The organism is Plantimonas leprariae, assembly GCF_008802405.1.
Lineage (GTDB): Bacteria > Pseudomonadota > Alphaproteobacteria > Rhizobiales > Rhizobiaceae > Plantimonas > Plantimonas leprariae.
In genome coordinates, this window is record NZ_VZDO01000004.1 from 189,366 (window position 1) to 210,010 (window position 20,645).

The 20,645-nt window shown below is 68.5% G+C and carries 23 protein-coding genes; 15 read left to right on the forward strand and 8 right to left on the reverse strand.

Annotated elements, in window-relative coordinates:
* Nucleotides 1-193: 193 nt before the first annotated feature.
* Both F6X38_RS07310 and F6X38_RS07315 read right to left on the reverse strand, forming a co-directional pair.
* On the reverse strand, nucleotides 194-862 hold the full coding sequence (locus tag F6X38_RS07310) for a DUF1045 domain-containing protein (protein ID WP_150968945.1): 669 nt from the start codon (nucleotides 860-862) through the stop codon (nucleotides 194-196).
* A 10-nt stretch (nucleotides 863-872) separates the two neighbouring features.
* Nucleotides 873-1,772 (reverse strand): CehA/McbA family metallohydrolase, encoded by a 900-nt coding sequence (locus tag F6X38_RS07315; RefSeq protein WP_150968946.1) that lies wholly within the window; start codon nucleotides 1,770-1,772, stop codon nucleotides 873-875.
* 227 nt (nucleotides 1,773-1,999) lie between these two features.
* On the opposite strand from F6X38_RS07315, the gene F6X38_RS07320 reads away from it, so the two are divergent.
* Nucleotides 2,000-3,274: a hypothetical protein gene (locus tag F6X38_RS07320; RefSeq protein WP_150968947.1), complete on the forward strand. Its 1,275-nt coding sequence runs from the start codon at nucleotides 2,000-2,002 to the stop codon at nucleotides 3,272-3,274.
* 3 nt (nucleotides 3,275-3,277) lie between these two features.
* Nucleotides 3,278-4,168: a COG3904 family protein gene (locus tag F6X38_RS07325; protein WP_150968948.1), complete on the forward strand. Its 891-nt coding sequence runs from the start codon at nucleotides 3,278-3,280 to the stop codon at nucleotides 4,166-4,168.
* A gap of 7 nt (nucleotides 4,169-4,175) precedes the next feature.
* Here F6X38_RS07325 and F6X38_RS07330 read toward each other — a convergent pair whose 3' ends face one another.
* The gene (locus F6X38_RS07330; RefSeq protein ID WP_150968949.1) at nucleotides 4,176-5,117 is read right to left on the reverse strand and encodes an alpha/beta fold hydrolase; all 942 of its coding nucleotides are present in this window, start codon (nucleotides 5,115-5,117) and stop codon (nucleotides 4,176-4,178) included.
* Between the two features lie 144 nt (nucleotides 5,118-5,261).
* Here F6X38_RS07330 and F6X38_RS07335 point away from each other — a divergent pair, with 144 nt between their 5' ends.
* From F6X38_RS07335 to F6X38_RS07370, 8 genes are all read left to right on the forward strand, one after another.
* Complete coding sequence (locus F6X38_RS07335; RefSeq protein ID WP_161992651.1) at nucleotides 5,262-6,248, forward strand: ribonuclease T2 family protein; 987 nt, start codon at nucleotides 5,262-5,264, stop codon at nucleotides 6,246-6,248.
* Nucleotides 6,209-6,754: a GNAT family N-acetyltransferase gene (locus tag F6X38_RS07340; protein WP_150968951.1), complete on the forward strand. Its 546-nt coding sequence runs from the start codon at nucleotides 6,209-6,211 to the stop codon at nucleotides 6,752-6,754. The genes F6X38_RS07335 and F6X38_RS07340 overlap by 40 nt, the downstream gene beginning before the upstream one ends.
* Before the next feature lie 15 nt (nucleotides 6,755-6,769).
* Complete coding sequence (locus F6X38_RS07345) at nucleotides 6,770-6,955, forward strand: hypothetical protein (RefSeq protein ID WP_150968952.1); 186 nt, start codon at nucleotides 6,770-6,772, stop codon at nucleotides 6,953-6,955.
* A 122-nt stretch (nucleotides 6,956-7,077) separates the two neighbouring features.
* Nucleotides 7,078-8,727 (forward strand): energy-dependent translational throttle protein EttA, encoded by a 1,650-nt coding sequence (gene ettA, locus F6X38_RS07350; RefSeq protein WP_150968953.1) that lies wholly within the window; start codon nucleotides 7,078-7,080, stop codon nucleotides 8,725-8,727.
* A 198-nt stretch (nucleotides 8,728-8,925) separates the two neighbouring features.
* The gene (locus F6X38_RS07355; RefSeq protein ID WP_150968954.1) at nucleotides 8,926-10,368 is read left to right on the forward strand and encodes a sensor histidine kinase; all 1,443 of its coding nucleotides are present in this window, start codon (nucleotides 8,926-8,928) and stop codon (nucleotides 10,366-10,368) included.
* Nucleotides 10,358-10,762, forward strand: a complete 405-nt coding sequence (locus F6X38_RS07360) for a response regulator (protein ID WP_246191232.1) — start codon at nucleotides 10,358-10,360, stop codon at nucleotides 10,760-10,762. Before F6X38_RS07355 ends, F6X38_RS07360 begins: the two co-directional genes overlap by 11 nt.
* 50 nt (nucleotides 10,763-10,812) lie before the next feature.
* The gene (locus F6X38_RS07365) at nucleotides 10,813-11,475 is read left to right on the forward strand and encodes a DedA family protein (RefSeq protein ID WP_150968955.1); all 663 of its coding nucleotides are present in this window, start codon (nucleotides 10,813-10,815) and stop codon (nucleotides 11,473-11,475) included.
* Nucleotides 11,468-12,058 carry an MOSC domain-containing protein gene (locus F6X38_RS07370; protein ID WP_150968956.1) on the forward strand — a complete coding sequence of 197 codons (591 nt, stop codon included), beginning with the start codon at nucleotides 11,468-11,470 and terminating at the stop codon, nucleotides 12,056-12,058. Before F6X38_RS07365 ends, F6X38_RS07370 begins: the two co-directional genes overlap by 8 nt.
* Here the strand turns inward: F6X38_RS07370 and F6X38_RS07375 are convergent.
* Together F6X38_RS07375 and tsaA are read right to left on the reverse strand one after the other, a co-directional pair.
* Nucleotides 12,044-12,376 (reverse strand): DUF2293 domain-containing protein, encoded by a 333-nt coding sequence (locus F6X38_RS07375; protein ID WP_150968957.1) that lies wholly within the window; start codon nucleotides 12,374-12,376, stop codon nucleotides 12,044-12,046. The genes F6X38_RS07370 and F6X38_RS07375 overlap by 15 nt on opposite strands.
* A gap of 7 nt (nucleotides 12,377-12,383) precedes the next feature.
* The gene (gene tsaA, locus F6X38_RS07380) at nucleotides 12,384-12,887 is read right to left on the reverse strand and encodes a tRNA (N6-threonylcarbamoyladenosine(37)-N6)-methyltransferase TrmO (RefSeq protein ID WP_150968958.1); all 504 of its coding nucleotides are present in this window, start codon (nucleotides 12,885-12,887) and stop codon (nucleotides 12,384-12,386) included.
* A 109-nt stretch (nucleotides 12,888-12,996) separates the two neighbouring features.
* Here tsaA and F6X38_RS07385 point away from each other — a divergent pair, with 109 nt between their 5' ends.
* The 3 genes from F6X38_RS07385 to F6X38_RS07395 all read left to right on the forward strand — a co-directional run bounded on the left by F6X38_RS07385 (nucleotide 12,997) and on the right by F6X38_RS07395 (nucleotide 16,616).
* The gene (locus tag F6X38_RS07385; protein WP_150968959.1) at nucleotides 12,997-14,013 is read left to right on the forward strand and encodes an ArsR/SmtB family transcription factor; all 1,017 of its coding nucleotides are present in this window, start codon (nucleotides 12,997-12,999) and stop codon (nucleotides 14,011-14,013) included.
* A gap of 5 nt (nucleotides 14,014-14,018) precedes the next feature.
* The gene (gene metF, locus F6X38_RS07390; RefSeq protein ID WP_150968960.1) at nucleotides 14,019-14,933 is read left to right on the forward strand and encodes a methylenetetrahydrofolate reductase [NAD(P)H]; all 915 of its coding nucleotides are present in this window, start codon (nucleotides 14,019-14,021) and stop codon (nucleotides 14,931-14,933) included.
* A 462-nt stretch (nucleotides 14,934-15,395) separates the two neighbouring features.
* Nucleotides 15,396-16,616, forward strand: a complete 1,221-nt coding sequence (locus F6X38_RS07395; protein ID WP_150968961.1) for an alanine racemase — start codon at nucleotides 15,396-15,398, stop codon at nucleotides 16,614-16,616.
* A gap of 6 nt (nucleotides 16,617-16,622) precedes the next feature.
* Here the strand turns inward: F6X38_RS07395 and F6X38_RS07400 are convergent, their stop codons facing one another.
* The 3 genes from F6X38_RS07400 to F6X38_RS07410 form a co-directional block, all read right to left on the reverse strand.
* Nucleotides 16,623-17,054 carry a DUF4112 domain-containing protein gene (locus tag F6X38_RS07400; protein ID WP_150968962.1) on the reverse strand — a complete coding sequence of 144 codons (432 nt, stop codon included), beginning with the start codon at nucleotides 17,052-17,054 and terminating at the stop codon, nucleotides 16,623-16,625.
* An 82-nt stretch (nucleotides 17,055-17,136) separates the two neighbouring features.
* Entirely contained in the window at nucleotides 17,137-18,333 is a 1,197-nt protein-coding gene (locus F6X38_RS07405; protein ID WP_150968963.1) for a lytic murein transglycosylase, read from the reverse strand.
* Between the two features lie 89 nt (nucleotides 18,334-18,422).
* Nucleotides 18,423-19,211, reverse strand: coding sequence for a glycoside hydrolase family 25 protein (locus tag F6X38_RS07410; RefSeq protein ID WP_150968964.1), 789 nt, complete (start codon nucleotides 19,209-19,211; stop codon nucleotides 18,423-18,425).
* A gap of 237 nt (nucleotides 19,212-19,448) precedes the next feature.
* On the opposite strand from F6X38_RS07410, the gene F6X38_RS07415 reads away from it, so the two are divergent.
* Together F6X38_RS07415 and F6X38_RS07420 are read left to right on the forward strand one after the other, a co-directional pair.
* The gene (locus F6X38_RS07415) at nucleotides 19,449-19,718 is read left to right on the forward strand and encodes a hypothetical protein (RefSeq protein ID WP_161992652.1); all 270 of its coding nucleotides are present in this window, start codon (nucleotides 19,449-19,451) and stop codon (nucleotides 19,716-19,718) included.
* Between the two features lie 142 nt (nucleotides 19,719-19,860).
* The gene (locus tag F6X38_RS07420; protein WP_246191233.1) at nucleotides 19,861-20,634 is read left to right on the forward strand and encodes a J domain-containing protein; all 774 of its coding nucleotides are present in this window, start codon (nucleotides 19,861-19,863) and stop codon (nucleotides 20,632-20,634) included.
* Nucleotides 20,635-20,645: the final 11 nt, after the last annotated feature.

The following is a 20,645-nucleotide window of genomic DNA, read 5'->3' on the forward strand; positions in this document are numbered from 1 at the left end:
TCGTTCGGACTCGGTCCCGAGGCCGGAGGAACGCCGGGCCGCTTGGAATAGCAAATCGCACCGCATTGCAACTGAACTCTCGGCACAGTTGGTATGCAGCGCTGCACATGCATAAGGCAAACGATCGGAAGCCGGAAAGTAATGGGCCGCTCGACCGCTTCAAGCGGATGCGGCATCGACGGCCGGCGCGGGGCTAACCCGCGAACGGCGCATGGAAATCGACCCGGAACGGCCCGCCTGTCGCGTCCTCCACGAACAATGCCAGACTGCCGATCCGGAGCGGGGTGCCCTCGAAGGATGCGAAGCGGCGGCGCAGTTCGGTTTCCGCCACCGACGCCTCCGGATCGGCGAGCGAACCGGTGAGCGTCATATGGAAGCGGAAGTCCTCCTGCACGAACGGATAACCCCAGCGATCGAGATGCGCGAGCTGGCGCGCGGAAAGGCGTTCGGGACGTCGGCGGGCGCGCTCGGCTTCCCCCAACGGCGCGCGGAAGGGCTCGAAGGCCGACAGGACGTCGCCTTCGAGATCCGCGAGTTCGGAAGCCGGTCCATCTGGCACGAGAGCGTGGAAGCCGCCGAGCCGCGCGAGAACGATGTGCGGCAGCGCGAAGGCAGCGCGCCCGGCCGCGAAGCGGCCGAGGGCGTCCCGCACCTCGTCCATCGTCACGCCGTCCGCGAGGCGAAACGGCGCGCGCATCGTCGCATGGAAGCCGTAGCGCGCCGGTTCCGCGACCAGCGGGTCGATTGCGGCATCGGCGGCACGAGTCGGCTCGCCCGTGAAGGCGTCCCGGCCGAGCCACAGCGCCGCCGCGCGGGTCAGCGGATCGTCGGCGGGCGGCGTGAAGTAGACGGCGGCGCGCATCGGCCGCCGCTCAGCCGAGATGGACCGGGTTCGTCCAGGCCTGCCGGCCGCTCTCGTCCATGACGACGACGCGGAACCAGTCGCCGCGGAACCGCTCCAGCGGCAGTTCGGCCTGGGTCAGCCCGTCGCCGCCGACATATTCCGCCCGCGAGCCGCGCCCGACGACCGCGATGCCGCGCGCCGGCGAGCAGGCGACGCGCACCTTGTCGCCGTCGACATGCACATCCTCCAGCACCGGGCCGCGCGAGGAATAGAAGTCGCCGCGCTTCATCGCGGCGAGGATCGCGTCCGGCTCGTTCGTCTCGCTCTTCACCATCATCCAGCCACCGCACCAGTCCGGCGACTTGAAGTGCGCGTCGTCGGAGGCGTAGGCGAGCAGGCGGTGGCCTTCGCTGAGCAGGGCGTCGAGCAGCGCCGTGCCGTCGCCGCGGTCGCATTCCACCGCGCAGCCGGTGTTCCAGATCTCCACCGAATGGGCGATCTCCGCCATCTGCCGCCCGTCCTCGATCGAGAGGCCGGACCATTGCGGATGCGCGATGCCGAGGAAGGCTCCCGCCGCGACGGCGCGTTTCGCCAGCGCCACGGCGTCCTCGTCCTTGCCGAGCGGCGCGAAGTCGAGCGGCAGGCCGCAGGCGAGCAGGTGCCAGATCTCGCCGTGGCTGTTCGCCGGCGCGTGGATCTCCGCCCCGAAGATCGTGGTGAAGCGGTCCGTACGGAGAGCGGAAGTGTCGACGACGGGGAATCCGAACCGCTCGAGGAAATGGTCCGACAGGCACAGGAAGTCGTAGCCCGCCTCGGCATAGACGCGGCACACCTCTTTCGGCGAGCGCGCGCCGTCCGATCGCGTCGAATGGGTGTGGATGTTGCCGCGGCGGAATCGGCCGGGCCGGGCGAAGGCGGAAAGGGTCATGGCTGGCGTTCTGGCATGGCGGGATGACGAACTCCTGACAGCGATCCGCCCGCGCTGTCCAGAGCGTCCTTTCGCCGGCGCCGCCGCGTTCATCATCTCCGCGGTTTGCCGGGCAGCACGCGGGCCATGGCGCTATCGGCTGCCGCCGCCGCGCCTTAATATCTGCTTAACCGGAAAAAATCGGGTTCGAGTCGCGGCGATCGTCCGCCACTTGGTGCGGAGCGTCCATGTCGAAGTCGCAATCCTACCTGCTTCGCGGGCAGATCAACCGGCTCGAAGTCACGACGCAGGTGACGCTTTCGGTTCTCGCGCTCGGCAGCGGCGTGTTTACCTATCTCGGCGTCCGGGAACTGCTGGACGGCTCGCCGACCACCGTCTTCCTCGGCGCTGTGATCTACTCCTCGGCGGTTTCGGTCGCGATCTACGCCTTCTGGAGCTACCTGATGCGGCTGATGCCGCATGTGCGCGGCAGCCGCGGCCTCCTTTACGTCGCGATGGCGCTCGGCGCGGCGATGATCATGGCGATGTCGTCCTGGCTGAACGCCTCGGCGCTGGCCGGCGCGGCGGCGCTGGAGCAGCATCTCGCCAACACGACCGAGGAATATCAGCAGCGCTTCAACGCCGCGAACGAGAATGCGCTCGCCGCCCAGAGCCTCCTGCCGGACATCCAGCTCGCCTCGCAGCGATTCGCCGGGCTCGCCGACGTCGAGCGGCAGTCGGGCGCGCTCACCGGCACGTCGGGCTCCGGCACCGTGGTGCAGCTTCTCTCGCAGATGTCGGCCCAGCTCGGCGGCCTGCAGCAGGAGATCACCGAATCGCGCCAGGCCGTCGACGTGCTCTTCGCCGACGGCTCGAAGCGGCTCGCCACCATGCGCGAGCTCGTGTCCTCGTCCGGCCCGATCGCCGAGCGCTCGAACGCCTATGCGGAGGAAGCGGTGAAGCTGTCGGGGCTGATCACGGCGCTGCAGCAGACCTCCGTCGCGCCGGCGGTCAAGCGGGCGGCGGACGATCTCGGCAAGAGCTTCATCGCGCCGGTCGCGGACGGCGTCGACGCGACGCTCCAGACCCGCCAGACCGAAGTCGTCGGCAAGGTCGAGGCCGCCGTGAAGGCGCAGAGCACCGCGCTCGCGAGGGCCGCCGACGAGATCCTCTCACGGCCCGTCGTCGAGCCGCTGCGCTTCACGCCGCTTTCCGCTCCGGAGGCGGTGATCCGCTACGCCGCGGACTTCCTGCCGTCCTGGGCGGGAGCCATCGCGATCGACCTCGTGCCGGGCGTCCTGATCTTCATCCTCTGCGTCGTGCAGGACGTGATCCGGCGCGAGGACGGTACCGCGGCGGAGACCGAGGAGATGAGCTCGGTCGATCTCATGCGGGCGCTGAAGATCCAGCGCCAGTTGCGGCAGGCGGAGGACGAGGCGGACGGCGTGGTCGTCGAGCGCGACGACATCGTGCAGCAGAACCAGCCGCACGGTCCCGCCTATCCCAGAACCGTGGTTCGCTAGCGGATGGTCGGCGACGAATATTCGCCGGGCGCGGTGGAGCGGCTGTTCCGCCGCATTCCGGACGGTGCGATCCTGCGCGCTGTCTTCTTCGTTCTCCTGGCGCTCGCCGTCGGTGTCATCGGGCAGGACTACCGCACGATGGCGCTCGCAGACGCGGACAGGGCGCGCACCGAGCGCACCGAGCCGCTGCCGCTGGCGCCGCCGAAGCCCGGCGACCAGATCCGGCCTTTCCTGCCGAGGACGATCCCCGTCGCGCCGGATCGCGGCGAGCCGCGACTGCCCGGCTACGACGCGCCGGCGGCGACGGCCGCGATGAGCCAGCCGATGCAGTTCCGGATGGCGGCCGACCGCGCCGCCACGGCGGTCGGGCGGATCGATGTCGGCACGGCGGAAGCGTTCGGCGCGTTCCTCGACGGGGAGGGCAGAGGCGTGAAGTCGCTGATCCTGCATTCGCCGGGCGGTTCGGTCGAGGACGCGATGGCGATGGCGCGGCTCGCCCGCGAGCGGAAGCTCGAAATGCTGGTGCCGGCGGACGGCTACTGCGCCTCGGCCTGCCCGCTGTTCTTCGCCGGCGGCCGCTACCGCGCGGCCGGCGACCATGCCTGGATCGGCCTGCATCAGGTCTATGCGGTGGACGTGCCGGGCGTACCGCGCATGCGCGATCTCGACCGCTCGATCTCGGACATCCAGGCCACCGTCGCGCGCTGCCAGCAACTGCTGCAGGAGATGGGCGTGAAGCCCGATATCTGGATCAAGGCAATGCAGACGCCGCCGAACGACCTCTACGTCCTGACGCCGGACGAGCTTTCCATCTCGAACTACGTGACGAAGCCGGTGCAGGGGCCGCCGATGCCGCCGACATCCACTTCGCCCGAACGGCCGTCCGCCGCCTGACCGGCGATCAACCTTCCGGTGCGATGCGGTCCAGCCACCGTTCGAAGCTGCCAAGCGCGGCGGCGCGGATCGGTTCGATCTCGTTCAGCGTCTCGTGGCGCGCGCCCTCCTGCACCAGAAGCGTCACGTCGCGGCTGCCGGCGTGGCGGAGACCCCCGGCGAGGGCGTGCGCCGCCTCGCCGCGACGCGCCGCAGGGTCCTCCGTTCCGCCGAGCACGTGAACCGGAAGCCCATCCGGCAGGGCGGCCCAGGCGGCTTCGGTCGAGCCGCCGCGGATGAGTTCCAGGACGTCGAGCGCCATCGAGTTCGTCGGCGTCCAGCCGCAGAGCGGGTCGTTCAGATAGCGGTCGACCTGCGCCTCGTCGTGGCTCAGCCAGTCGCCGTCCGTCCGGCGGTTCTCGACGCTCCGCGCCCAGGCCTGGAAGGTCGAGCGCGCGAACAGATCGCTCGCGACGTCGGAGCCCTTCAGGGCGCGCTCCGCCTTCAGCGCGGCGACGCCCAGCCGCTCGCGGTAGCCGAAGGCTGGATCGGCGTTCCAGATCGCGAGGCCGGCAAGCTGCGGGCCGAGCCGGAGGGCGAAGTTCAGCGCCACGAGCCCGCCCATCGAATGGCCGAAGACGATGATCGGCAGGCCGCGCCGGTGCTCGGCCCGCGCCCGATCGAACACCGCGCGGCAATCGCCGACGACCTTCGCTGCGCCGTCGCGCTTGGCGAAGCGGCGTAGCGGCGCGTCGGACGCGGTGGTCGAGCCGTGACCCCGGTGGTCGTGTGCGTAGACATGGAAGCCACGCTCCGCCATCTCGCCGGCGAAGCGCCCGTAGCGCTCGGCATGTTCGGCGAGACCGTGGAAGACGAGGAGGATGCCGCGCTCGTGCGCGCGGGCGTCGGCGCGAAAGACGTTGAGCAGCGCGCCGGTCGGGCTGTCGAGGCTGAAGCGATGGTCGAACACGGGCGCAACTCGCGGAAAGTCCGACGCAGTCTTCGCCGGCTGCTTCGATCGGCGCAAGCGCCGGTTTTCGTGGCCGGCGACGCCTTGCCAAATCGCCGCGACTCGGAAATGTTTCCGGTCTGTTCCGACAAGGAGAAGTCGCGGATGAAATGGGTTCTGGCGCTCGCCGCGATGTTTGCCGCGTCGGGGCAGGCGGGGGCGCAGCAGGCGTCCGGCGAGGGGTACTTCATTGCGAAGCGCGCCTGCGAGGCGACCCAGTCCATCCGGGGCGGCGACGGCGTCCAGCCGGCAACGCTGACGGTCGACCGCGCCTACAGGTTCGTCGCCGAGAACAAGCAGCCGGCCAGCCACTACCTGATCGAGATTCCCGACGTCTCGCCGAACCGCCGCTGGGTGGAGCGCGACTGCGGCGAACGCGTCGCCTCGGTCGGAGCCGCCGCTTCCACCGGGGCAAAGTCGTCGTCCGACTCCACCGTGTCGACGCGCAACATCCTGGCGATCAGTTGGCAACCGGCCTTCTGCGAGGGACAATCGAACAAGCCGGAATGCCGCTCGCAGACGGCGGATCGCGCCGACGCGTCGCGCTTCTCGCTGCACGGCCTCTGGCCGCAACCGCGGTCGAAGCAGTATTGCGGCGCGGCCGCCGGCCTGAAGGACAAGGACAAGTCGCCGGCTTGGCAGAGCCTGCCGGCGCCCGAGCTTTCCGCCGAGACGCGCCGCCGGCTGGAAGCGGCGATGCCCGGCACGCAATCCTTCCTCGACCGCCATGAATGGGCGCGCCACGGCACCTGCTACGGCCGGAACGCCGACGGCTACTTCACCGAAACGCTGGCGCTGCTCGACGCGGTGAACGCTTCGCCGGTCGCGAAGCTCTTCGCGGATCGGGTGGGGAAGGACGTGACGGCCGAGGAAATCCGCGGCGCGTTCGACCAGGCCTTCGGGAACGGGGCGGGCGAGCGCGTCCGCATCGCCTGCCGCAACGACGGCGACCGCCGGCTCGTGACGGAACTCACGATCGGCCTCGGCGGCGAGGTCGGCGCGACGCCGGACCTTCCCGCGCTGCTGCGCGCCGCGCGCCCGACGAAAGCGGGGTGCCCCGGCGGCGTGGTGGATGCGGCTGGGCTGCAGTAGAAATGCCGCGGTCCGATGCACCGGCACTTTCGCCGCGGGTTTCAGACAAGCCCCACGTCGTCGAACTCCCGAACGGCTACGTGGTCAGCGACGAGCGGCCGCGCATCGACATGGGCTTCGTTCACGCCTCGCTCGCCGACGCGTATTGGGCGGAAGGGCGTCCGGCGTGGCTGACCGAAAGAAGCTGGTCGAACTGTCTCTGCTTCGGCGTCTACGCGCCGGACGAGAAACAGTCGGGTTTCGCCAGGGTGTTGACCGACTATGCGCTTCGCGCGCATGTGGGCGACGTGTTCGTTCATCCGGCCGCTCGCGGCCTGGGCCTCGGCAAGGCGCTGATCGCGGCGATTCTGGGTCACCCCGAACTCGCAACCGTCACGCACTGGACGCTGACGACCGCGGACGCGCACGAACTCTATGCGCGCTACGGCTTCCGGGCGTCGAAAACGGACGCTGATTGGATGACGCTAGTTCGGCAACCTTGGGTCGGCGACGATGCCGGACGGTAATGCAGGGATGATCCGGTGACGGTCGCCAGACTCCTCATCCTGTTCCTCGCCGCGCTCGCGGTTGCGCTGCTCGTCTCGACGGTTCTCGTGCAGATGGGGGTGCGTCAGCGCGTGGCGATCGTGGCGGCCGCGATCGCGACACCGGTCGTCTTCGTCGCCGTGCCGCTGCTGCCGGCGCTGATCGCTCGTCTGTCCGGATGACCGATCCTCGCCATACCGTGATTCTTTGGCGCGGCTGCCGATCTGTTGCGGCTTGGCCCCGGATCGCTTAGTTACGCCGCAGCTTTTCCTCATCCATCCGGATTCGGAGTTCCTCGCGCGCCATGGCTCGCCAGTTCGTCTACCATATGTCGGGCCTGAAGAAGGCTTATGGCAACAAGAAGATCCTCGACGACATCCACCTGTCCTTCTACCCGAGCGCCAAGATCGGCATCCTCGGGCCGAACGGGTCGGGCAAGTCGACGCTCCTGAAGATCATGAGCGGCGAGGACAAGGAATATACCGGCGAGGCCTGGGCCGCCGAAGGCGCGACGGTCGGCTACCTGCCGCAGGAGCCGCAGCTCGACGAATCGAAGACCGCCTTCGAGAACGTCATGGAGGGCGTCGCCGACAAGCAGGCGATCCTCGACCGCTACAACGAACTGATGATGAACTACTCGGACGAGACGGCCGAGGAGGGGGCGAAGCTCCAGGACATCATCGACTCGCAGAACCTCTGGGACCTCGAACCGCAGGTCGAGATGGCGATGGAGGCGCTGCGCTGCCCGCCGAAGGATGCCGACGTCTCGACCCTGTCCGGCGGCGAGAAGCGCCGCGTCGCGCTGTGCAAGCTCCTCCTGTCGAAGCCGGACATCCTGCTCCTCGACGAGCCGACCAACCATCTCGACGCCGAGACGATCGCCTGGCTGGAGAAGCACCTTCGCGACTACGAGGGCGCCGTGCTGATGGTGACGCACGATCGCTACTTCCTCGACAACGTCACCGGCTGGATCCTCGAGCTCGATCGCGGCCGAGGGGTGCCCTACGAGGGCAACTACTCGACCTACCTCGACAAGAAGGCCAAGCGCATGACGCAGGAGGGCCGCGAGGACGACAACCGCCAGCGCGCCATCTCGCGCGAGCGCGAATGGATGCAGCAGGGCGCCAAGGCCCGGCAGACGAAGTCCAAGGCGCGTATCCAGGCCTATCTCGACCTTGTCGAGCGGGCCGATCAGCGCCGGCCGGCGGATGGCCGCATCGTCATCCCGACCGGCGAGCGGCTCGGCCAGAAGGTGATCGAGGTCAACAACATCACCAAGAGCTACGGCGACCGCGTCCTCATCGAGAACCTGTCGTTCAAGCTGCCGCCCGGCGGCATCGTCGGCATCATCGGGCCGAACGGTGCCGGCAAGTCGACCCTGTTCAAGATGATCACCGGGCAGGAGCAGCCGGACGCCGGCGAGGTGGCGGTCGGCGACACGGTCTCGCTCGGCTATGTCGACCAGAGCCGCGACGACCTCGACGGGAAGAAGAACGTCTGGGAGGAGATCTCCGGCGGCGTCGACATCCTGAAGCTCGGGAAATACGAAATGAATTCTCGGGCTTACGTCGGCAACTTCAACTTCAAGGGCACCGACCAGCAGCAGAAGGTCGGAACCCTGTCCGGCGGCCAGCGCAACCGCGTGCATCTGGCGAAGATGCTGAAGTCGGGCTCGAACGTCATCCTCCTCGACGAGCCGACGAACGACCTCGACACCGAGACGCTGGCGGCGCTTGAAGACGCGCTGGAGGATTACGCCGGCTGCGCCGTGGTCATCAGCCACGACCGCATGTTCCTCGATCGGCTCGCGACGCACATCCTCGCCTTCGAGGGCGACAGCCACGTCGAATGGTTCGAAGGCAACTTTGCCGACTACGAGGAGGACAAGATCCGGCGGCTGGGCCCGGAGGCTGTCAACCCGAAACGGCCGACCTATAAGCGGCTGACGCGCTGACGAAGGACTCACAGCTTTTTTAGCTGGCCACCCTTCACTTCGGATGGCCGCGCTTCAGAATGCCGCTGACGGGTCCGGATACCCGATGCGATCGAACAGCAAGGCGCCGGTGCGCCTTCCGGCCGCATCGGACCGCCCGCAAAAGAGCAGTCTTTTGTTCCAAGACCGTCCGAGTTGCCTTTCGGGACAGCGCATGCCGTGATCGATTTCGAAAGCCTCTTCGCTTCGATCCCAAGCCCTTACATGGTGCTCGACGCCCGGTTCAATTATGTGGCCGCCAACCGCGCCTACTCGGACGTGGTCAAGCTGGCGCCCGAGCGGCTGATCGGCAACAACCTGTTCGAGCTCTTCCCGAACGACGGTGAGGAGGGGCAGCGGTTGCGACGGTCGCTGCAGTCCGTGCTCGATACCGGCAAGAGCAACACCATCGCCTTCATTCCCTACGCGATCCCGCGTCCCGAGGCGGAAGGCGGCGGGACCGAGACCCGGTATTGGACGGCCGTCCACACGCCATTGCGCGGCCCGGACGGCGGCACCGCCTTCGTCCTCCAGAACACCGTCGACGTGACCGAACTCGTCCATTCCCGGGCTGGGGCCGACGGCGGTAGTCTCGACATGCTGCAGCGCGCCCGCGAGGCCGAGCGCGCCTATCGCGATACCCTCGCGGAAAGCGAGGAGTTCCGCCGCCTTTTCGCGCAGGCACCGGGGATGATCGCGGTGTTCGAGGGCGCCGACCATCTCCTCGCATTCGCCAACGACGCCTATAAGGCGTTCGCCGGCGACCGGCCGCTGAAGGGACGCGCGGTGCGGGAAATCTTCCCGGACCTCTTTCCGGAAGGCGAGGATGTCGTCGAATGGCTCGACATCGTCTTCCGCAGCGGCAAGCCGAAGGCCGGCGAGGGCATCCGCGTGGTGATCGGCGGCGGGAAGGAGCCGGCGCGGGAAGTGTTCATCGACCTCCGCTGCCAACCGATCTTCGATAGCGTCGGCACGGTGACGGGCGTCTTCGTGCAGGGCACCGATCGCACCGACCAGTATCTGGCGATGCATCGCCTGCAGCTTCTCCTGGACGAGTTGAACCACCGCGTGAAGAACACGCTGTCGACGGTTCAGTCGATCGCGCGCCGCTCGTTCCGCGACGCCGACAGCGCCGGCCTCGCGGCCTTCGAGGCGCGCATCAAGGCTCTGTCCGCCGTCCACGACATCCTCAGCGACCGGCACTGGGAAGAGATCGGGCTGGAAACGCTGCTACGGCAGGAGATCGCCGCCTTCGGCGAAAATCGCGTAGCGGTGGCCGGGCCCGCGATCGGGCTGACGCCCCGCGCCGCGATCGCGCTGTCCATGGTGTTCCACGAACTCGCCAGCAACGCGGTCAAGTACGGCGTGCTCGCGATGGAGGAGGGCTCGCTCTCGGTCGGCTGGAGCGTCGATCCGGATGACGGCGACCGCCTGCGGTTCGAATGGCGGGAGGACGGCAACGGCTCGGCGCCGGCCGACTGGTCGCGCGGCTTCGGCATGCGCACGCTCCGCCGGATCATCGAGGGCGAACTCGATGGAACGCTCGCTCTTGATTTGGCGGCGACCGGTTTCATTTGCCGCTTCGACATCGCCCTCGACGAGGTAGGAAAAGTTGCAGGCTGACGACCAGGAAGGCGTGACGGCGCCGAAAGCGCTGACGGGCCTGAAAGTCTTCGCGGTCGAAGACGAATCCTTGGTGGCGATGCAGCTCGAAGACATGCTCTACGATTTCGGCTGCGAGGTCGTCGGCGTCGCCATGCGCTTCAACCGGGCGCTGGAGATGGCGGCCGCCCTGCCGCAGATCGATTTCGCGGTTCTCGACGTCAATATCGGCGGCGACAAGGTCTATCCCGTCGCCGAGCGGTTGCGGGCGCGGGGCGTCCCGATCGTCTTCGCCACCGGCTACGGCCGCACTGGCGTCGATGCCGAATGGCATGGCTGCCAGATCGTGCAGAAGCCCTACACGGCGAAGGAACTCGGCCGCCACATCGTGGCGGCGGTCTCCGCCACGCGATAGGGCCGCGGGGCGGTTCATCGGACCTCCAACGAACGGAAGGCGGCGCTGGCATGGATGTCTTCGTCAGACACCTCATGGAAACGCTGGGGCCGGCCGGCATCGCGCTGCTGATGTTCCTGGAAAACATCTTCCCGCCCATTCCGTCCGAGCTGATCATGCCGCTGGCGGGCTACCAGGCGGCATTGGGCGAGATGTCGATCGTCGTCGTCATCGCGGCTGGCCTCGTCGGCTCGGTGCTCGGCATCATCCCCTGGTATTGGCTGGGATACGCGATCGGGGAGAAGCGGATCGTCGCGCTCGCCGCCCGCTACGGCCGCTGGCTGACGATGACGCCGGAAGACGTGGAGGCGGCGGACCGCTGGTTCCTGCGCAAGGGCTGGTGGGCGGTGTTCTTCGGGCGGCTGGTGCCGACCGTGCGCACGCTGATCTCCGTGCCAGCCGGTCTGGCGCGCATGCCGTTCGGCCTTTTCCTCCTGCTTTCGGCCGTCGGCAGCCTGATCTGGACGGCCGGCCTGGCGCTCGCCGGCTACCTCATGGGGCAACAGTACGAGGCGATCGAAAGCTATGTCGGACCCGTGTCGAACGCCGTGGTGATCGCGGCGGTCGGCATCTACGTCTGGCGGGTCGTGACGTTCAAGCCCGGCCCGCGCGCCGCGACGGTGGACTTGAAATCGAACGAACGGCCGCATCTCTACGAAGGGCCGGATGCCTGAGGCGAGGCGACGCCTCCCGCGCCGGAAGCTGCAGGGGATCGTCACCGGCCTCTACCGCGCGACGGCGAAGGATTTCGTCACCAACCCGGTCGACGAGCTTGACCTCTCGTTCGAGGGCATCGCCGGCGACGTCCACGGCGGCGCGACGCGCCGCTCCGGCGGGCGTGAGCCGTGGTACCGGCGCGGAACGGAGATGCGGAACGAGCGGCAACTGACGCTTCTGGCGATGGACGAGCTGGCGGCCGCCGCGGCCGATCTGGGCATCCCCGAGATCAAGCCGGAATGGATCGGCGGCAACGTGCTGGTCGAAGGCATACCCCAGCTGAGCTGGCTGCCGCCCCGCACGCTGCTGTTCTTCGAAGGCGGCGGGACGCTGAAGGTCGACGGCGACAACGCGCCGTGCCGGGCGTCGGGTCGCAGCATCGCTCGGCATTGCGAGGGGCGCGGCGAGATCGAGACCGGCTTCGTCAAAGCGGCACGCCACCGGCGCGGGCTCGTCGCCTGGGTCGAGAAGCCGGGCCGCGTGCGGACCGGAGAGGGGTTCGAGGCCCGCCTGCCGGAACAATGGCTATATGTCCGATGACGGCATCGGCTCGTCCTCGTCGGCCTCGGGTTCGAGGCGGCGCGTCGAGCCCCAATGGTCGAGCGTGGCGTTGATCGCGTCCACCACGAAGAAGCGGGCCGCGTCGCGGTCGTAGCCTTCGTCCATCAGCGCGTCGTAATCGGTGTGGGCGTGGCGAATATGCGCGACGATCGCCAGCCACAACGCCGCGCCGGGCGACAGCGCCCGCATGTGCCGCGCCGCCGCGGCGGCACGGATAGCCTCGGCGTCAATGAACGGCACGCGCGGGATGGTCGCCGTCAGGAGCTTGGCGATCGACCGCTGGCGCTCGGTCGTCATCGGCGGCTCACGCTTCACCGGGAGGCGGCACGTCGACGCTGCCGATGAAGGGCTTGATGTCGAGGAGCGGCGTTGCGTCGAGCACGTCGACGGCGTCGAGGGTGATGCGTCCGGCGGGGGCGTCGATATGCAGCGCGCGGACGAGATGCAGGCCGATCGGATTCGGGCGCACCGGCGAGCGCAGCGAGAAGGTGCCGAGCGCGCGGTCCGCATGCCGCGGCCGCTGCAGGGCGAGGTCGCGCCGCGCCCGGTCGAGCCAGGTGAGGAGGATGAGCCATTGGCCGTCCCCGAGATCGGCAAGGCCCTCGCGGAACGGCGGCAGGACCTCGACGAGCGGCGACCCGCCGCCACGCTCCCGCGCCTCGCGGACGTTCTTCGGGCATGACGACCGCTCGCGCCAATCCGAGCGGATCCGCCCGATGAAGCGCAGCCGCGCATCGCCCGATGCGGCGTGGTCGAGGCTGGCGAAAAGGACTTCCCCGTCGCGAAGGCCGGCTTGATCTTCCTGCATGACCGCGTTCTTGCCCGGAGCCGCGTCGACGTCAACGCGACCGAACGGCGGCTTGCCCACGCTTCGAGAAACATATAAAGATATCTTTATATCATCTATCGAGCGTGGAATGCTGGATACCTCGAAGCTCTCGTTCGCCGCTTCGATCGAAGTGCTGAAAGCGCTCGGCGAGCCGACGCGCCTGCGGCTGGTTCGCCTGCTGGCCAGCCACGACCTGACCGTTTCCGACCTGACGAGCATTCTCGGCCAGTCGCAGCCGCGCATCTCGCGGCATCTGCGCCTCCTCGTCGAATGCGGCGTGCTGACGCGATATCAGGAAGGCGCCTGGGCCTATTTCCGCTCCGCCGATGCGCTGGACGTGGCGACGCTGACGCGCGCCGTCGTCGGACGCATCGCTGGCGACGATCCGATGCTGGCGCGCGATCTTGATCGCCTCGAAGCGATCCGGCGCGAGCGCGCGGCGCGGGCCGCAGACTACTTCGCCCGCAACGCGGAGCGGTGGGACAGGCTGCGGCTCCTCCATGTCGCCGATGCCGACGTCGAGGCCGCGCTGCTAGAAGCCCTCGGCGAGGAGACGCTCGGCGACGTCCTCGATGTCGGCACCGGCACCGGGCGGCTGCTCGAACTCCTGGCGCCTCGCGCGGCGCGGATCGTCGGCGTCGATGCCTCGCGCGAGATGCTGCAGGTCGCCCGCGCCAAGCTCGACGCGGCCGGCATCGCCAACGCGCAGGTGCGGCAGGGCGACGCCTACTCCCTGCCGCTGGCGCATGGCAGCTTCGACCTCGTCACGTTGCATCAGGTGCTTCATTATCTCGACGACCCGGGCGCCGCGGTGCGCGAGGCCGCGCGCATGCTGCGACCGGCGGGGCGCCTCGCCATCGTCGATTTCGCCCCGCACGGGCTGGAGTTCCTCCGCGAGGAACAGGCGCATGTCCGCCTCGGCTTCTCGCAGGAAACGCTTGCCGGCTATCTGGGCGAGGCCGAACTCGACGTCGTGGCTTGGCGCCTCCTCGTGCCGGGTGTCGAGTGCCCCGAACGGTTGACGGTCGTCGTCACCGTTGCGCAGGATCGGCGGCGTACCATCGCTGCCGACGCATCTTCCGCCGCCCAGCCCGAGCGAGTCTGACAGCCATGCCGCAAGTTCCCCCCGCCCGCGAGAAGCTGCGCGTGTCCTTCGAGTTCTTTCCGCCGAAGACGGAACGGATGGAGGAGGGGCTCTGGGCCGCCATCGAGCGCCTGCAGCCGCTGTCGCCGGACTTTGTGTCAGTGACCTACGGGGCCGGCGGCTCGACCCGCGAGCGCACGCACCAGACCGTGAAGCGCATCCTGGATGAGAGCGATCTCGTGCCGGCGGCGCACTTGACCTGCGTCGATGCGAGCCGTGCCGACATCGACGCGGTGATCCGCCAATACCGGACGACGGGCGTGAAGCATTTCGTGGCGCTGCGCGGCGACAGCCAGAACGGCGCGGGCTCGCCCTACGCGGCCCATGCGGAAGGCTACCAGAGCTCGGCCGATCTCGTGGCGGGTCTGAAGGCGATCGATCCGACGATCGAGGTCTCGGTGTCCGCCTATCCGGAGAAGCATCCCGAAAGTCCGGATTTCGCGACGGACATCGACCTTCTGAAGCGCAAGATCGACAACGGCGCGACCCGCGCGATCACGCAGTTCTTCTTCGACAACGACGTGTTCGAGCGCTTCGTCGAGCGCGTGCGCCGCGCGGGCATCTACGTGCCGATCGTGCCGGGCATCGCTCCGATCCACGACTTCGCAAAGATCTCGCGCTTCGCGCAGGGGTGCGGCGCGACCGTGCCGAACTGGCTCGCCGCGCGCTTCGAAGGGCTGGGGAACGACCCGCAGACGCACAGCCACGTCGCCGCCGCGGTCTGCGCCGAGCAGGTGCTGGACCTCGCCGACCGGGGCTTCCGCGACTTCCATTTCTACACGATGAACCGGGCCGATCTGGTCTATTCGATCTGCCACATCCTCGGCCTGCGGCCGAAGACCGCCGTCGCCGTGGTGCCGGCTCTCGCGGCCGCCGAGTAGGCCGAGGCCTCGACGGAAAAAGGGCCGGAAGCGCTACCGCTTCCGGCCCTCGCATGTCTCGCGCGAAACGCGCCGAGCCTCTACGGCAGAACTCCGATCACCGCCGCCGCCACGAAGGCGAAAGCAGCCGACATCATCAGGACGTTCAGAGACCGTGTCAGATGCATGCGTCCTCCTCTTGCGATAACGAGAGATTAACGAATGTTGCCGGTTCGTAAAGACGACATTTCGTGTTCAGGACGCGCCACGGGCTATCTCGCGCGGAAATCCACAGATCCGATGGGGCTTTGACGGCCCGAAGATTTTTGTCAGCCGGCTTTTCCGGGCGCGGCATCGCGCGCTCGCGCAACCGTCGCGATTCGGCGCAGCCGGGTTGCATGTAACGCCGTCGCGTGCGAGCGCATCGCCACGGAGGGGAGGCGTCGGTTCGGGTGCTTCCCGCAAGGGGCGGATAGAGCAATCATGCAGCGATTCACCAGCGCGAAAGACGCAGCCCTGACGCTTCGTCCCGATGCGCCGGTCTATTGTTTCCGCCCGGAAGTGCTGACGGCCGACGCGAAGGCGTTCATGGCGGCCTTTCCCGGCGAAACCGCCTACGCGGTGAAGACCAACGGCGAGCGCATGGTGCTGGAAACGCTGGCGAAAGCCGGCGTCGCGACTTTCGACGTCGCCTCACCTGGCGAGTTCGAGGCCGTGCGCGCCGTCGCGCCGCAGGCGGCCATGCTCTACATGCATCCGGTGAAGGCGCAGTCCGACATCAACCTCGCGCTGCAGACCTACGGCATCCGCACCCTGTCGCTCGACCACGAGGACGAGGTCGCGAAGATCCTGCGCATCGTGCGCGCGCTCGATCTCGACCCCTCGACCATCACGCTGTTCATCCGCCTCGCCACCAAGGGTCACGCCGCCTACGAGCTGTCGAAGAAGTTCGGTGCGGCGCCCGCCCATGCCGTCGAGCTGCTGCAGCGCTGCGAGCGGATCGGCTTCAAGGTCGGCCTTTGCTTCCACGTCGGCTCGCAGATCGAGGACCCGGAAACCTACGAGCGGGCGCTCGCCTCGGCCGACTGGGTGCGCGCGCGGGCCGGCGTGACGCTCGCCGGCCTCGACGTCGGCGGCGGCTTTCCCGCCGAATACGGCCACGATCCGCGCCGCCGGAAGCCCGAGATGCCGGCGCTGCCGGAGATCATGGAACGGCTGCGCGCCGACATCGCCGCGTGGGGCTTCGAGGACGTGCCGCTCGTCGCCGAGCCGGGCCGCGTCGTCGTGGCCCGCGCCTTCTCGCTGATCGTGCGCGTGCTGCTGCGGAAAGGCCGCCGGCTCTACATCAACGATGGCATCTGGGCGTCGCTATCCGACTCGTGGACGGGCAAGATCACGCTGCCGGCGCGCTTCATCCCCGACCCGGCGCGGAAGACGCGCAACGGCGACCCCGCCCAGGTCACCGCATTTCGCGTTTGCGGCGCGACCTGCGATTCGGTCGACATCCTGTCGCGGCCGTTCTGGCTGCCGGAAACCGTCGACACCGGCGACTGGATCGAGATCGGCCATATCGGGGCCTACTCGCTTTCTCTGCGCACCCGCTTCAACGGCTTCTACCCGGACACGTTCGTCGAGGTCGAAACGCCATTCGATGCCGGCGACGCCCCGCAGGGCTATGCCAGCCTGGAGACGATGGCCGACTGATGGCCCTCAGCGCTTCGGCGTGATGTCCTTCATCGAATCGGGGTCGATCCGGCTGCCGCTATCCCCGAAGTGGTCGAGCACCATCTGGGCGTTGCGGCGGTGCGACTTGAAGTAGACGTCGAACACGTCGCCGGCCACCGGCACCGAGCCGACCGCCGCGTCGAGCGCGACGTTGGCGACCATCTTCAGGAGCTTCTGCTTCGGCATGCCGAGCTTGCGCGCCTCGTTGATGATGTAAAGGCCGACCAGGCCGCCCGCCGCGTCGCCGATGCCGGGAACGAGGCCGATGACGCTGTCCAGCCCGAAGCGGACGCCGACGAAGGGCACATGGACGGCCGTGTCCATCAGGCGGGCGATCCGCGCGATGCGCTGCACCCGGCGCATCCGGTCCGCCTGCGCCATCGCGTCGAACGGACGATCGGCATAGGTGGAACTCATCGAAGCCTGTTCTCCGTCGCGCCACGCCGATCGCGGCCGCGCGGAGGATATGGGAACATCGCGAGCCGGTTGGAAGTGCCGTTCACATAGCGGCGAGCAGCGCGTCCGTCGGCCAGCCATCGGCCGGCATGCCGAGCCGCCGCTGTTCCTGGCGCACCGCCTCGCGCGTCGCGCCGCCGAGGATGCCGTCCACCTTGCCGACCTCGTAGCCCTTGGCGGCGAGCTTCTCCTGCAGCGACTTCATCGAATCGAAGGAGAGGCCCGGCTCCGGGCTGCCCATGTCGACCGGCTCGGCTCCGGCGAGCCGGGTCGCGAAGTAGCCGGCGGTCAGCGAGTAGACGAGCGAGTTGTTCCATTCGAGGAACACGTCGAAATTCTTGAAGGCGAGGAAGGCCGGACCGCTCTTGCCCATCGGCAGGAGGATGGAGGCCTCAATGCCGTCGCTTTCCAGCGCCGAGCCGTCCGCCTTCGTCACGCCGAGCTTGGAGAACTCAGCTCGCGGCTCCTTGTTGGCGAGCGCGGCGCGGTCCCACGGGAAGTCGGCGGGAAGGCGGATCGCCTCCAGCCAGGGCTCGCCGCGCTGCCAGCCGAGCGAGGCCATGAACTTGCCCGTCGTCGCCAGCACATCGGGCGAATCGGTCAGGAGGTTGACGGAGCCGTTGCCGTCGCCATCCGTGCCGAACTTCACGTATTCCTCCGGCAGGATCTGCGTCTGGCCGAGCTCGCCGGCCCAGGCGCCTTTCATCTGCTCCGGCTGCAGGTAGCCGGAGTCGACCACCCGCATCGCCGCAATGAGGTGCGGGCGGAAAAGGTCCGGGCGACGGCAGTCGTGCGCCAGCGTCGACAGGGCGGCCAAGGTGTCGAAATCGCCGAGCACCGCGCCGTAGTCGGTCTCGAGACCCCAGAAGGCGGCGATCGCCGGGCCGGGCACGCCGGTCTCGGCCTCGACCTTGTCGAAGACGGCGGCGTATTTCTGCAGGTTCTGCTTGCCGAGCTTCAGCCGGTAGCCGTTGACCATGCGGCCGGCGAACTCGCCCCAGGTCTGGGTGAAGACCTTCTGCCCGCGGTCCCGCGCCAGCACCTTCTCGTCGATGCGCATGCGCGCGACGGAACGCTCGACGGCGTCCTGCGAGATGCCGGCCGCGATCGCCTCCGCCTTCACGCCGTCGACGAAGGCGGTGAAGTCGCCGCCGCATTGCGCCGTCTTCTGCTCCTGCGCGAGCGCCGTCGAGGCCGAAAAGAGCGCGAAGGCGAGGGCGAGGGGGCGAAGGGTGAGCATGAACGAGGGTCCCAACGGCGGCTTGTCCGATTTCCCTCGGTATCGCCGGACGTTAGCGGCGGCAAGATGGCCGCCCCAAGATAGGACGCTCAGCTGCGGCGCGGACGCCGCGCGCCCAGCCACTTCGTCCAGTCGGCCCGCGAACCGGAGAAGGCGTTGCGGTCCACTTCGCCGGAAACGCCGGGCACGGTGCCGGTCGCCGTCCATTGCCAGAAGCGGAACGGTCGCCCCTCGTAGACGGCGCTCGGATGGTCCTTCACCGCCCGCAGCCAGAACTCGTAGCGCGGGAACGCCCCGACCAGCCGGTCGCGATGCACGTCGATCGGCACGTAGAGGATCGGACGGACGCCGTAGTACTTCTCCACCGTGTCGAGGAAGTCCTGCATCTCGCGCATCAGGTCGTCGCGCGGCGGCCGCTTGGTGCAGGTGGGGGAGTCCGGCGTCCATTCGACGTCCAGCACCGGGGGCAGGGCGTCCGGGTCGCGAGGCACGTTGGCGATGAACCAGCGCGCCTGCTCCTTGCCCGTCCGGCAATGGTAGAAGAAGTGGTAGGCGCCGCGCGGCATGCCGACGGCACGCGCCGCCGCCCAGTTCTCGGCGAACTTCGCGTCCACCCGGTCGCCGCCCTCCGTCGCCTTCAGATAGGCGAAGGCGACGCCGCCCTTCTTCGCGGCCGGCCAGTCGACGTCGCCCTGGTATTTCGAGAGGTCGATGCCGTGGACCGGGTAGTCCTCCGGGCTCGTGCCCGCGTGGCCGTCGAGGCCGAGAGCGACCGGGTCCAGCGTGGTGGAGGTACAGCCGCCCGCCGGGAGCAGCGCCGCCCACAGCGCCAGGGCCGCATACGCACCCGGCCGTCCGATAGCCCAACGCAACACCATGCGCGATACGTCCCCGTCCGCGCCCCCAGCGCGACACCATCAATGGCCGCATACTCCCACAGCAGGGTTAACGGCCGTTTACCATAAGTCGACGGCTGCACTGGCCGTTCGCAACCTCCGCTCCATTTTTAAGCAGACTTCGTCGAAGTCGGAACGAAGCGGACGTCACGGCATTGAACTTTCCGTGATCCGTTGCGGTCAGACGCAAAGAACCGGCGCGGTTGTCGCGTCAGGCAAATGAAGAGAGGATTGGAGACAGACGTGAAGAAGCTTGGACTTTCCATCGGCGCTGCCGCTCTCCTGGCGCTCGGCGCCTGCTCGGACAACAGCAGCAGCACCGCCACTCCGCCGGCGACGAACACGACGCCGCCCGCGGCGAGCGGGTCCGCAACCACGACGCCTCCGGCCACCACCACCACGACCCCGCCCGCCACCACTGGCGGCGCGATGGCGCCTTCGGGCGGCGCGACCGGCGGCGCCGGCGGCACGACGCCCCCGGCCCAGTAAAACTCGACACGACAGACGATGCATACGACGCCCGGCGCATCCGCGCCGGGCGTTTTCGTGCACGGCGGCGCGGGTCGGTGAACGAGGGGTTCGCCGAAATCGCCGTGGCGCCCGCGCGACCGCGCGTGATAAGAGCCGTGCCATGACCGATCTGATGCAAGAGGGGCGGCGCGTCGCGGATCGACCGTCGGCCGGCCGGGCGCTGGCGGACGGCGTCGGAGCGATCCTGCAGGCCATCGGGTCGCGGAGCGTCTCCACGCTGGAAGCGCTGTTCGAGTGTGTCCATACCCTCTTCAGCGGTGACCGCGAGACGCGCCGGCGGGTGTCGTTCTCCGTCGCGATGATCGCGCTGTCCGCCAAGATGGCGAAGGCGGACGGCATCGTCGCGCCGTCGGAGGTGGCGGCCTTCCGCAGCATCTTCCAAATTCCGCCGGAGGAAATGCGCAACGTCTTCCGGCTCTACGATCTTGCGAAGCAGGATACAGCCGGCTTCGAAGCCTACGCCGCGCGGATGACGACGCTCTGCGGCGAGGGCGAGCATCACTGCCAGCTTCTTTCCGACGTGCTGGACGGGCTGTTCCACATCGCCAAGGCGGACGGCATCCTGCACGAGCGCGAACTCGAATTCCTGCGCCGCATCGCGACGGTGTTCGAGATGTCCGAGCGCGAGTTCGCGGCGGTGGAGAACCGGCACGTCGCGCACGGCGCGGCCGGCGACTACGCGGTGCTCGGCGTTTCCCCGAACGACACCCTACCGGCGATCCGCGCGCGCTATCTCGAACTCGTGCGCGAGAACCATCCCGACCGGCTGGCGGCGCGGGGCGTGCCGGCCGAGTTCATGGCGATCGGCACCGAGCGGATGAAGGCGATCAACGCCGCCTACGAGAGCGTCGCGAAGGCCCGGGCCGCGGCGTGACGCCGGATACC

Bases quoted from the DNA above. Each gene is read 5' to 3' on its own strand.
- F6X38_RS07310 (WP_150968945.1), bottom strand. From the start codon at position 862: ATGCGCGCCGCCGTCTACTTCACGCCGCCCGCCGACGATCCGCTGACC.
- F6X38_RS07365 (WP_150968955.1), top strand. From the start codon at position 10,813: ATGGATGTCTTCGTCAGACACCTCATGGAAACGCTGGGGCCGGCCGGC.
- F6X38_RS07400 (WP_150968962.1), bottom strand. From the start codon at position 17,054: ATGAGTTCCACCTATGCCGATCGTCCGTTCGACGCGATGGCGCAGGCG.
- F6X38_RS07420 (WP_246191233.1), top strand. From the start codon at position 19,861: ATGACCGATCTGATGCAAGAGGGGCGGCGCGTCGCGGATCGACCGTCG.
- F6X38_RS07335 (WP_161992651.1), top strand. From the start codon at position 5,262: ATGAAATGGGTTCTGGCGCTCGCCGCGATGTTTGCCGCGTCGGGGCAG.
- F6X38_RS07405 (WP_150968963.1), bottom strand. From the start codon at position 18,333: ATGCTCACCCTTCGCCCCCTCGCCCTCGCCTTCGCGCTCTTTTCGGCC.
- F6X38_RS07320 (WP_150968947.1), top strand. From the start codon at position 2,000: ATGTCGAAGTCGCAATCCTACCTGCTTCGCGGGCAGATCAACCGGCTC.
- F6X38_RS07375 (WP_150968957.1), bottom strand. From the start codon at position 12,376: ATGACGACCGAGCGCCAGCGGTCGATCGCCAAGCTCCTGACGGCGACC.
- F6X38_RS07415 (WP_161992652.1), top strand. From the start codon at position 19,449: ATGAAGAGAGGATTGGAGACAGACGTGAAGAAGCTTGGACTTTCCATC.
- F6X38_RS07385 (WP_150968959.1), top strand. From the start codon at position 12,997: ATGCTGGATACCTCGAAGCTCTCGTTCGCCGCTTCGATCGAAGTGCTG.
- F6X38_RS07370 (WP_150968956.1), top strand. From the start codon at position 11,468: ATGCCTGAGGCGAGGCGACGCCTCCCGCGCCGGAAGCTGCAGGGGATC.
- F6X38_RS07395 (WP_150968961.1), top strand. From the start codon at position 15,396: ATGCAGCGATTCACCAGCGCGAAAGACGCAGCCCTGACGCTTCGTCCC.
- metF (WP_150968960.1), top strand. From the start codon at position 14,019: ATGCCGCAAGTTCCCCCCGCCCGCGAGAAGCTGCGCGTGTCCTTCGAG.
- F6X38_RS07325 (WP_150968948.1), top strand. From the start codon at position 3,278: ATGGTCGGCGACGAATATTCGCCGGGCGCGGTGGAGCGGCTGTTCCGC.
- ettA (WP_150968953.1), top strand. From the start codon at position 7,078: ATGGCTCGCCAGTTCGTCTACCATATGTCGGGCCTGAAGAAGGCTTAT.
- tsaA (WP_150968958.1), bottom strand. From the start codon at position 12,887: ATGCAGGAAGATCAAGCCGGCCTTCGCGACGGGGAAGTCCTTTTCGCC.
- F6X38_RS07410 (WP_150968964.1), bottom strand. From the start codon at position 19,211: ATGGTGTTGCGTTGGGCTATCGGACGGCCGGGTGCGTATGCGGCCCTG.
- F6X38_RS07315 (WP_150968946.1), bottom strand. From the start codon at position 1,772: ATGACCCTTTCCGCCTTCGCCCGGCCCGGCCGATTCCGCCGCGGCAAC.